The organism is Petralouisia sp., assembly GCF_056822245.1.
This window is the reverse complement of the sequence record NZ_JBQIOP010000029.1, coordinates 19,019-30,840: the sequence shown is the minus strand read 5'-3', so window position 1 is coordinate 30,840 and position 11,822 is coordinate 19,019. Positions and strand designations below refer to the sequence as shown.

At 40.8% G+C, this 11,822-nt stretch carries 9 protein-coding genes; 1 reads left to right on the top strand and 8 read right to left on the bottom strand.

Annotated elements, in window-relative coordinates; genetic code table 11:
• Positions 1-46: 46 nt before the first annotated feature.
• The 7 genes from ACTO17_RS12430 to ACTO17_RS12400 form a co-directional block, all read right to left on the bottom strand.
• Entirely contained in the window at positions 47-1,291 is a 1,245-nt protein-coding gene (locus ACTO17_RS12430) for a hypothetical protein (RefSeq protein WP_482558143.1), read from the bottom strand.
• 13 nt (positions 1,292-1,304) lie between these two features.
• A complete protein-coding gene (locus ACTO17_RS12425) occupies positions 1,305-2,942 on the bottom strand; it encodes a dynamin family protein (protein WP_482558142.1) in 1,638 nt (545 codons plus the stop codon).
• Positions 2,932-4,530 carry a dynamin family protein gene (locus ACTO17_RS12420; protein WP_482558141.1) on the bottom strand — a complete coding sequence of 533 codons (1,599 nt, stop codon included), beginning with the start codon at positions 4,528-4,530 and terminating at the stop codon, positions 2,932-2,934. Before ACTO17_RS12420 ends, ACTO17_RS12425 begins: the two co-directional genes overlap by 11 nt.
• A gap of 33 nt (positions 4,531-4,563) precedes the next feature.
• The gene (locus ACTO17_RS12415; RefSeq protein WP_482558140.1) at positions 4,564-5,505 is read right to left on the bottom strand and encodes a helix-turn-helix transcriptional regulator; all 942 of its coding nucleotides are present in this window, start codon (positions 5,503-5,505) and stop codon (positions 4,564-4,566) included.
• Between the two features lie 33 nt (positions 5,506-5,538).
• Complete coding sequence (locus ACTO17_RS12410; RefSeq protein ID WP_482558139.1) at positions 5,539-5,778, bottom strand: hypothetical protein; 240 nt, start codon at positions 5,776-5,778, stop codon at positions 5,539-5,541.
• A 272-nt stretch (positions 5,779-6,050) separates the two neighbouring features.
• Positions 6,051-7,610 (bottom strand): hypothetical protein, encoded by a 1,560-nt coding sequence (locus ACTO17_RS12405; RefSeq protein ID WP_482558138.1) that lies wholly within the window; start codon positions 7,608-7,610, stop codon positions 6,051-6,053.
• Between the two features lie 116 nt (positions 7,611-7,726).
• Positions 7,727-8,458, bottom strand: coding sequence for a helix-turn-helix transcriptional regulator (locus tag ACTO17_RS12400; RefSeq protein WP_482558137.1), 732 nt, complete (start codon positions 8,456-8,458; stop codon positions 7,727-7,729).
• A 145-nt stretch (positions 8,459-8,603) separates the two neighbouring features.
• On the opposite strand from ACTO17_RS12400, the gene ACTO17_RS12395 reads away from it, so the two are divergent.
• Positions 8,604-8,726, top strand: coding sequence for a hypothetical protein (locus ACTO17_RS12395; RefSeq protein WP_482558136.1), 123 nt, complete (start codon positions 8,604-8,606; stop codon positions 8,724-8,726).
• 1,336 nt (positions 8,727-10,062) lie between these two features.
• On the opposite strand, the gene ACTO17_RS12390 is transcribed toward ACTO17_RS12395, so the two are convergent.
• Positions 10,063-11,793, bottom strand: a complete 1,731-nt coding sequence (locus tag ACTO17_RS12390) for an AAA family ATPase (RefSeq protein WP_482558135.1) — start codon at positions 11,791-11,793, stop codon at positions 10,063-10,065.
• Between the last annotated feature and the right edge of the window lie 29 nt (positions 11,794-11,822).

Sequence of the window (11,822 nt, the reverse complement as noted above, 5' to 3'; positions counted from 1 at the left end):
ACTGCAGTATCACGATACCGATTTTCATACTGTTTTATATTCTGTTTCATTTCTTTGCAATGATTCTTGTAATTCCGCCTTTTACGGTATTGCTTTTTTCAGACACTTCTTGTGCCTTTTCATAAAATATTAAGCATTCCTTGTCTCTATACCACGCATCCTTCTCACTTATACACGTGCCCCCTGTGAATATATTATTCTTTACCTCAATCCTCTTTAAGCACATATTTCTCTCACTGCTTTTTAAACCAAAAAAGGCTCCACTTGCTGTTCCAACATAACCAGTATTTTCTATATAGACATTCTGTATATAATTCCCATGAAAAACCACAGATTCCCCTTCTCCCTCATAACAAAACACTCCTCCACCTACTATCTTCTCCTTACTTTTTTCTTTTCGACCACATTCATTGAATGCACTGGACACAACCAATACATTTCCAACAGATTCCAAATGCGCAAAGGAATTGGCAAACTTACGCACCTTACATCCCTTCATTTGAAAACTGCCCACTCCCTGCAGATATAAATATCCTCCATTCCCATTTATAGTACAGTTCTCAAACCTTACTTCTTCGCAGCCATGAAACTGCCATTTACCAGCCACATTAATTTCGATGCCAATAAAAACCACTTTCCGCTGGTAAAACTCCATACCCTCTGTCTCCAGGCTATGAACCACCTGCTTCTCCGGCGCAGAATAAACCACTTCGCTCTTACTGTCAACTACAGCCCCTGCATAGAAATTCCTGATATAATCTGTAAGATCTAAAAAGCCCAGTTCCTCCGTCATCATTTTTTTGGCTTCATCAAAAATTTCAGAGCTTTGCATCAGCACCGTCTCCGCCACTTTCGAAAGATACCTCAGTTCTGTAATGTGAATCCCAAGCATCTGGATCAGTTCTGCCAAATATTCATAATTGCTGTCATTCCTCTCACCAAGGGCCGACAGAATCATGCCATTCAACGCGAAATAATACCTGCCTTCCTCTGACTGGTAAGCATCTGCAAATTCCTTCACTTCCACCATAGAAATATCCAGCGCCTTCCTCATATAATCCTCTGTCTGCAGTTCACAACACAGCCCTTTCACAATCCGTTGCAGAAACAATAACTGCATTTCTGTGACATCATTCTCATACTGCACAACGGTAGACAGCATCTGAACATACAGGGATTTCAGATATTCCTCCTTGTCCGAAAGCCTGCCATTGTGGATCGTGTATTTTTCATTTTGCAATTCCATAAAATGATTACGGATTTCTAAAATATTTTCCTCTATCTTTCCCATCTTTTTTGTTCTCCTACTGTAATTTTACAATTCCTGCGTATTCTTCTGTCCGCCCAAAGATATTGCCAATCTTAACAGATTCATGTTCCAACTTACAAAGCTCTGCATACTCTTCTGTATTTTTTACACAATCATGAATATGGATCTCCTCTGTCTCCACATTGCAGGCAGCAAGAATAACATCCAGCAGTTCATCCCTATATTCACTGCCTCCTGGCCGCTTATTGATTACCGGTTCAATTCCTTCAAATACACTCTGCAGCATATCCCCAATGGAAGGGTCCGTCTGAATGTTTTTCTCTTTCTTATATTCCGCAATCAGTTCCATGGGATTTTGCACATTATCCTGCAGCAAATCTATTTCTGACGGCTCTGGCATGGCAATCCCCACCACATCTGAAATGAACTTTATCTCTGTAAAAAATTCATCCTGCAATTCCTTCAGCTTCTCTCTGATGTCCTTTAATTCATTGACCGTTTTTTGTGCATCACGCACCATAGACTGCAGGGGCTCCAGGATTTCTGAGTCAACGTCCTCTACCGACAGCTTTGTGATGGAAGTATTGAGCCTTACCAGCTTCCGGCTTTCCTCGTCGATTTCATCCTCATAGAATTCCCTGCACCGGACAAACAGAATCTTAAAATTCCTTGCAAAATTTGATTCATACACCTGCCGGTTCCAGGACTCTATCTGCTTTTTAATCTTTTCCGTATCCGCCTCTATAAACGAGCAGAGTTCTTCATCCTCCACCTGATTTATCCTGCTGGTAAAGGCAAACACATCCACATACCGCACCCCTTTGATATCCAGGCTGGCTTTTATCTTGGAAATAATTTCTTTTAAGTCCTTCAGGTTCTTCTTGTCTGCCTTATTCACAATCACCAGCTTTGGCGTATCTTCCCGGAGAGTCTTAATAAACTTTATGTCTTCCTCTGTAATTGTCCCAGCATCCGCCTGCACAAACCAGAGAATGTAATTGCTGGCATTTAACTGTCCTCTTGCAATCTGCTCATCCGTTTTCGCCGAATATTTCTCGGAATCCGGTTTGGAATACCCCGGAGTATCCAAAAATGCAATCCTGTCGTATTTATGTAATGGGGTGGAAAAAAAGATATTCTCTAGTACATGTCCAAGGGTAACCGCATCTGCCACCTTTTCCTCCTCTTCATCCTCCAGTTCCCCGAATCCATGGGCAATTTTCCGAATATCTTTGGGCTGCATCTGCACTTTTGCATCAAACACATTGATTCCTAACACCTCGTGCTTCTCCCCGCTCACAATATAGGTAGGAACTGATGTGGAAGGGTCGATATCCGCAGGAAGCACCCGTTTCCCCATTAACGCGTTTAAGAAACTGGACTTGCCGCTGGAAAAACCGCCGCCCAGCGCAATAATATTTTTGCCAATCAATTTATCATACAAAATAAAATCCCTGAATTTTTCATATTCCGATTTAAAGTTTATGTATAATTCATAAAAATCTTCCGGGGCATTTTCCTTCAATGTGTCCGGTATCTTTTTCTGAATCATTTCCTCAATTCTGGATAAATCAACCTTTAACTGCTCCCCCTCGGATTTCTGCCGGATAATATTACACAATAGCTGGAAATTGCCCGCCAGTTTTTCATATGTTTCTTCATCATAAGCCATCTTTGAGTCCACCTATCCTCTCTAAATCCCTTTCTATGTCAGCGGCAAGCCCTTCTTTTCTGGTATTCTCATCTTCTATCTGTTCCCGGACATCTGACATTGCTTTTTCTATAGTTTCTCGCTGAGTCTTAATCTCCTCTTCAATAGACGTATTGACAAGTTTCATCTGTTCTGTAATTGCCGCCTCTATCCCGCTTCCTACTTCAGACAGCACTTCTGGAAACACTTCGCTTTGCAGTTTCCTCCTGATTTCCTGCTTCGCCTCTTCCCGCTTCCTGTTCCCAAAGAACTTCATGGCAATTGCCGCCACTACCCCTAAAATCGGCAGCCCCAGCAAAATGCCTGCTGCCACTGCCACAACGGATGAGGTAATGCCTTGTCCCAGATTTTTCGTATCATAATGAAAAGAAATATGAACGTCCCCGAAAGATTCCTCGTTCATGCATTTGGCAACTCTTTTCAGATATTTTTCCACTTTCGAAAGAAATCTTTTTTTCACGCTTACGGTCACTGCCCTGCGGACAACATTGTTCAAATGTTCGTTGATGCTCTGGTTATTCATGGCCATGGTAATCAGGGTGGATTCTTCTGCTTCCATGGCACGCTGCACGTCATCCTGGATTTCCTGTACACAGGAAGAAATTTCCAGTTGAAAATCTCCCTGTTCCCTGGAAAATTTCGTTTCCATCCCCTGTAATTGTCTCTGCAGCTTCTCTTCCTGTTCTGCCAGTTCCGATTCCGATAACTGGCTGTTTGCAAGGAGAGTTTTCAGGTAATTTTCTGTATTTTCTATGATTGTTTTGGCAGCGCCTGCAAATTTCCCTGCCAAAATTTGTTGTGATTCTTTCTGAATTTCTTTCAGGAATTCCTCCAACTCCTCAACCTCTCCTTCAAAACTGCTGGTACGGCAATAATGAATACTGCGTTCCCCCACGTAGCGTTTCAGACTTTCTTTCATTTTCTGGAAGGTCATCTCAAATTCATCATTGCGTTTGTCATATTTGGTAATTACAACGCAAAGCGGCATATCGTTCAGGCACAATTCCCGCAATATATTCCCAACGCTGCTTCTTACAATCATATCGTCTGCTGGAAATGCTATTATATAAGCCAGGCTTTGAGGGAGATAATTATCAATCGCTTTATTGTGAACTTCATACCCTGACTCGAAACCAGGCATATCTACCAGCATCACATCTGGAATTTCCTCCAGAAAACTGTTGCTCAAATTGAGGCGCACTCTCTTTACTTTTGAAGCATCCGCCTCATAATCTCTGAACTCTCCCAGGGATATTTCCTTGCTCTGGCCATCATTTTCTAAGACAATGACAGATTCCTCAGCTTCAGAATAAACAATTTCCGCAGGAACTGCAGTTTCCGGGGTAATATTTTCCTTTAACAGTTTTCCGTTGTATCCTAAAATCGTATTTACCAATGCACTCTTACCAGAACTGAACTTTCCGATGACAGGCGTGCATACTTTCGCATATTCCATCTCATCCAATGTCTTACTGGCTAAATCATTTGAAATTCCATACACATTGTTCATCTCTTGAATTTCTTCTAGGGCCTGTACTATTTTTTCCATTTTTTCCTCCGTTTCTTCCTTTTTATCTGTTTGTCATAAAAGTTCTACCATTTCTTCCTGACTTCTGAGCCACATGTCAACCCCTTTGCCAAAAACCTCGGCGCTGAACGTATAAACGCCCTCCTCCTCTTTTAAAATTTTTGCTGTAGGAAGCCTATCCAAAACAGCGTCAATATCATTGCCAAAATATTTGAATTTTATCCTCTGCAACTTTCCGCCATACATAAACTGGACTCTTTTTCGAAACTCTCCTTCTTCAAACCGACTGCTGTAGGGGATATGGAACTTTTCCTCTAAAACACGCAGATCTTTGATGCGATCGATCCGGTAGATGGTGGGAAAAGAATCATTTAGGACATCAAAATCTTTCAAAACCTCTTTGTCCTCAATAAACGCCGTCAGATAAAAATAATACTCGGAAAACATGATTGCAACCGGTTTTACCTTCCTCTTTACCACAGTTTTGTCTTTCATCCTGTAATAATTCATTTCTATGTATTGACAATTTCTAATTGCCTGTCCAATCTCCCACATGGTATCCAAAAAATTCGTCTTATGCCTTGGCTCCACATAATGGAATTCCTCGTTTCTTATCAGTTGTGTTACCTGCTTTTGATTCTGTTCTGGAACGCAGCAGGAAATCAGCTTATCTAAGATATCTGACATTTCTCCTTTGGGAAAAGCCCTGCTGTCAAGCAATATTTTACAAATTGCAAGAATTTCTCCATTTGTCAGCTTCGGCTGATCAACCTGTTCCATATGGAATCCCTTATCCGCGCGATTATATGGCACGTAATTGATAATCCCTGTATTCTCGGTCTCCGATTCCATAAAATCTCTGATATCATCAATATCTCTCTGGATTGTTCTCTCATTTACACCATAATTTTGCGCTTCCTCTGCCTTGTTAATCAGATAGCCCCCTGTCAATCTGGTATAAATAGAAAGAACTCTTTGTGTTTTTCCATGATCCATAATAACCTCCAAACATCTTTTCTTCCAAATATATTATACCATATTTGTTAATCCTTCTTCCAGTGTTGCAATTGCATAAATGTAACCTTCTGTAAAAGCCATCTTCTGCACCATATCCATAATATTCTCAACTCTTTCCTCGATTTCTTTCCATCTCTCTCCTAAAACAAGCTGAGATATTTCTTTCACAGCATCCTCCAGCTTTTCTTCATATACTTCATGTCTTTGTTCCCTTTCTTCCTCTTTTAATTGTTCCAGCATTTTCTCTCTCATATCATTTCCCTCTCCGCTTTTCTTTTTCTGTACCATGCCATTCTTTTATGCATTTCTTCCTAACATATTTTCCAATTCTCTTCTCGTATTTACCTCATCATACACCCTAACAATGACATATTATGTCATTGTTAATGAAAAGACTGGTACTTCCATATTCCTGCCCTGATTTTACCTAATAGATCCGACATTCCATCTTGACAGAATATACATTTTTTTTGGCAGAGACATTATTAATTATTCCATTTCCTATCCTCCTGTATTTTGAATGATTACCAGAACAAAGAGCAGATTCCATCCAGAACTTTCCCTCCAAATTCATTCACGCTTTCCCAGACCCGCTCCACAACTTCCTTTCCCTTTTCCGCAACCTTTTTCCCACCATTGATTACTTTCTCCCCAACTGTGCTTCCAGCGGTGTACCCCATAATGCCGCCCATTACTCCACCGATAATTGAACCTATAATCCCTATCCATCCAAAGGCTGCTGTCCCAATCCCTGCCCCGACTCCAGCACAGACCAAACCGGAAACCATGACTGTACTGGTTCTGCCCATATGTTCTAAGCTCTCCCTCAAGGTTAAATTCCCTTTCGCAACTTTCCAGAGAATTTTCACATTTTCCACAGCAACACAGGCAATCCTTGTAATAGTTCCCGGCGCCATGGATTTTGGCAAGATGGAAAGGATGCCCTTTTCTGAAGCCACCGTCAGCGCGCCTCCTGCCGCTGCTTTCACACCTGTATCCGCCCCTGTCCGCAAAGCAGTTTCCACCACTTCGTCCCCGTCAATCTCTTTCCCGCTGAGTACCTGTCCTGCCAGGCTGATTCCAGTGGTAAACAATGCAGCCTGCACCCCAGCCACACCAGCTTGTTTCCCCAGGTTAATGGCAAGTTCCCTGGTATTGTACACATTCCAGTCTGTCTTTGGGATTACGCCTGTTTCCTGAGCTTCTGTCTGCATCTGCCTGACCGCTTTTTTTGTCAGCGGGTCAGATGTAATTCCTACTTTATCCGTACCGCCAATATATGCTGTTACCGTCTTATTTGGGAATGCCCTCTGCACTTCCTCCACTTGATCCGCAGGAACCACCATTCTCTGATTGTTGTAATTGCCCCGTCTGAACAGTTCAATGGTAGACCTTACATCTTTCCCAAATTTAAATTGATATTGATGCACAATTTCCTTTGCTTCGCTTTTGTTTCGGATTACCACATCAAAGGAATTTTTTCCGTACGCCTCTCCTTCCTTTGGTATCTCTGCATAAAATCCAGATTTTTGTAATGCTGCCCTTGCATTAAAGCTGTTTACCTGATGCTGCTCTGCAATAAACCCATCCAGATTGATGCATTCTTTGACTTCTCCGTCCATCCTCATAACAGTTTTCATCATTTGGATATTTGCATCTTCCATTGCAGTATTAATTTGGTTCAGGTAATCCCCATACCTATTGACTGCCACCCCTTTTGCTGCTTCCTCCAGACGGTCAGCGAACCACCGTTCCTTCGTCCTGCCGCTTTCCATCTGCTTTGCCATATCCTGTAAATCTGTATCATATTCCCGGATAGAGGTGACAATCTCCTCTTTCATCTTATGGATTTCATCCTGTGGTTTCTCCGGGAGTTCTCTCTTAAGCTGGCGTTCTAACCAGATAAATTCTTTCTGTTCCTGGCCGCTCTCTTTGTATGCTGCTAAAAAACGTTCCCATATCTCCTGGACTTTTGCTGCTTCTTTCACCGTTAGTCCATCCACAGTGCTTTCATCCTTTTTCTGTTTACCACCCACAGACCCCATATCTGAGTCTTTCTCGTAATACATCTTTCTTTCTCCCATCCAATTTTCCTCCTGTTTACCTGCCTCTGGAGGCACACTTGAATTTCCGTTCTTTATACTCCTTTTCCAGTTTCGCAATATCATCCTTCATTGAGGGAATGGGAATTTCATTCGTTTCATGTTTTTCCTCTCCTTTTCTCCTGCAATTTCTTACATAGTTCTTTCCCTTTCTGGTAACTGTACTTCCTTGCAATTTCCTTATCATATTTTTGGATGGCTATCTGGAAGGATTCTATTTCATCCAGCAGAAATACAGAAAGTTCCTGTTCCTTCTGGTAGCCCAAAAGATAAAATTCTCCTTCCTGACATTCCATTGCAACTGGATAAAACTGAATCATTTTCTCTCTCTGACATTTTCCTTTCATCTCTAAACGGATGACGTTCCGCTCTGAAATACATTCCAACAAATCGCCAAACAGCTTTAAAAAGGCTTCCTGTCCTTCCTTTTCCTCATACTGGCTGATTTCCTGCTGAATAAATTTCTGAGCTGTTTCTTTTTTCCTTTTCTCCATTACAGACTGCAGGCTCCTTGTAAGCCCTTCAAATTCATTCTTTTCCAATGCCTGTCCGCTTTTTACTATCTTAAGGATCAGTGCCAGTTCTGAGAAGGACAGTTCTCCATTTTCACGGCTCCCCAACATTTGATATCTATTTCTGGAACGGATATACTCAGCTTCCTGCCCGCTATAATTTTCGCTTAAGAATGTCCTGATTTTCGCTATATCCCTTTCAAATGTACGTTCGGAGATTCCATATTCCATGCAGAAAGCTTTCTTATGGATTGCCCTCCCCCTGCGCATGGCTTCATACATTATCATAATCCGGGTTACCTTATCCGCCTTTGCCATCTACCCGACCTCCGTTACAGCTATACCATACTGTATGAGAACGACATATTATGACGTTCTGGAAATCTTTTTGCTTATATATAAAAATTTTTATTTCTGCATGATAGAAATTGAAAGGCTGGTTAAAATCTTACAGTTCTTTTCTATGAGTCCAGATTATCTGTTGGAACTGGACGACAGGAATTATATTGAAATCACCGGATTAAGCGGTACACAGCTGACCCGTATACAGCAGATTATCTGTGATATTATTGACAGGAAGGGCTAATTTCCGTTTTTGGATATTGGAAACCCTTATATTTTATGTATTCCTTTTTTCAAAAAATTTTTTCTGTCTCAGTTCCTCCCTGTTCTGCTCTAGAACAAAGCTAAGCAGATTTTATATTTCGTGACAAATTTGCATTACCGTTTTCACTGTTAGTTTCTTTTATTCTTATTCTATTGTCCCTGCCTCTGTAAAATCTAAATATCCTGCCGCAGAATTGGAAACCTCTGACTCTCCCTGAACGTCCATTACACCATCTGGAAATTGGAATTTAAGCATAATTCCACCCAATTTGAAAAACAAGTTCCATGCTGCATGGCTGTGTATCACAGCTATAATATGTAATTCAAATACTGTTTTCTGGCATCTTCTTCCAACTGTCATAATCATTTATCATTTATTATTTATTATTTTTTACAACTGACAGCAACATTTAATTGTTACTGATGGTAACCGTTTCTAATCTTTTGTGCGTACAACTTCCAACTAAAAAAATCCCGGAAGCCCAAAATACGGGGTTCCAGGATACACGAAAAGGCTGGTTACCTGTTGGAATGCTGCCTATGCCATACGATTACACATTCTTGTCTTTCCATTATTATTTACTTTCCATTTATATTGTTCTATATTTATATATCCTATATCTTATATCTGTATCTTTCACCTCTTGTTTTGCATTGGGTTCTTTCTTATTCAATTATATTTCAATTATATTACTCCGGCGGTTAAATATCGCAGTAGATTACGCAGAACAAATTTTCATATGCAATGCGGAAGATTGAGCTGTAGCGAGGGCTACAGCGATTGATGAGGGTCTGCCCCGCTTTATCGGGCACAACGCAACAGATGGAGGTTTGGGCAAGTAAGATACTGCGATATTTAACCGCCGGAGTAATATCTTATTGATTCATATGTTTTCATCATTTATCAAAATTTAAAAATATATATCATTACCCACATAAATGTAACAAATTAATAAAGAAGAAAACCAGTTCCAGAAAAAGAAAGATATGGCACTTTATCATCACTTTTCAAAAAGAATGGGACAGCCTCAGCCTGATTTCCATGGCAGTATGGGTTTCCAGCATATTCCGGGAAAAATATCAAAGTTTATGCGGCGTAGATACAGGCAAAACCGTATCCTTAATATTCAAAGAAAGAAGCAACTGCTATGTTTAAGCAGTATGATGACATCCTCTGATCCGTTATGTGCCGAAACAGAGCCACCTGCAATGAAGTCCACAGGAAAGAGCAGCTTCCCTGGCTGCTCTTTTTCCACTCATTTTTCTGTTCTTATAATTTCCAAATCAAAAATTCCCAGTCTTTCATCTGATCAATGTTACCCTTTCCCAAACCAGACTTCACAATCTTTCCGAAAGAAAGACACCCCGTAACAATCAATCTTTCGATATCCTTCCCTACGCAGTTCTTCCATATACTTTTTATCATATATCTGCTGCAGCGCTTTTTTTGCATCGTCCTCCAAATCATCAATCGAGTCTGATACTTTCAGCTCCAGAATAAATGACCTCCCCCGCAGGGACGGACTTTTCACCATGATATCTGACCGCCCATTTCCCGACTCACGATTGGACTTCACCAGATAATTCTCACTCTGGCTTAAAATTCCCGCCAGGAAGCCATGATAAAAGTTCTCTGCACTGTCATAGAAACTAATGGTACAAAACAACTGCCCGTTCAATATGTCTGCCATTTTCCGGGCATCCCCATCTTCCATCGCGTGGTATAAATCATGAAAATCCTCTTTCTTTATGGTATCTTTCATCCAGTTTAAAACCGTAGTCTCGTAAATCGCCTTCACCTCTGTATTGGGAATCCTTACCCGCAAAAAGATTGACGATTCCTTAAAATATTCACTTTCCATTGTGAGATACCCTGTAAAATAAAGGAAATTCCACAGGTTTTCGCTGTTACTGTGTATATCTTCATAAGTTACTTCTTCATGAACCTGGATATCCAGAGTTCCGCCGCCCAAAAGCATTTCAATCTGCCCTTTCATTTCCCGGTCAGCCCTGGCAATCATGTCTTTTATAATATCATTGGAACTGGTATTGATCCAATAGGGACGCGGATATGCCTGAACATCTGCATATAAATCATACATAAAATTGATTACACTCCAGGGATTATAAACCTCTGTACTGCCAAAGGCATATCCATCATACCACTCTTTCATGACAGAGAAGCGGCTCTTTGCGCCATAATATTCCATCATCTGTATGACTTCCTGCTCCGTAAACCCAAAATGCTCACTGTATCTTTGGTCAAGTACGGATATAATCTTCAGATGATTCAGCCCTGTAAATATGCTCTCCCTGGAAATACGCAGGCATCCTGTAATTACAGCAAACTGCAGATATTCATTCGTTTTCAGCGCAGATTCAAACAGGGAACGGATAAAACTGACCATTTCATCATAAAAATTTCTAAAATATGCATTTTCCAGCGGTACGTCGTATTCGTCAATCAGAATCACTGTTTTCTTATCTGTTGCCTGATGAATGCATTTGCATAAAAACTCCAATGCCCCCGAATAATCATCATATTCCGCTCTTCGGCCTGCAATTTTTTGAAACAGCTTCTTATCTTCCTCATTAATTTTTTCACTCGTTAAGATATACTGATGCCTCTGAAATTCATCTGCGACTGCTCTTTTTATCTTACTGTATGCTGATGCAAAGGTTGGCTGCCTGGCTGATTTCAATGTCAGGTTAATAACCGGGTACCCGCCCATATGTTTTTCAAATTCTTTGCCCTGTTCCATAATCTTCAACCCCTGGAACAGCCCCTTATTCCCTTCATTTTTCTCTGCATCCCCCGTATCTTCAAAAAAGTACCGAAGCATACTTAAGTTTAACGTCTTTCCGAAACGCCTTGGACGGGTAAACAGATTTACTTCTCCTCTTAACTCCAGCAGTTCTTTAATCAACATGGTTTTATCCACATAGTAATAGCCATCTTTTCTTATTTTTTCAAAATTATCAATACCGATCGGTAATGGTTTCTTCATCACTTCCACCTCCATCCGATACCATTTTTTCAGCGCCATACAGATACCATCCGGGCTTTTCCCACTTC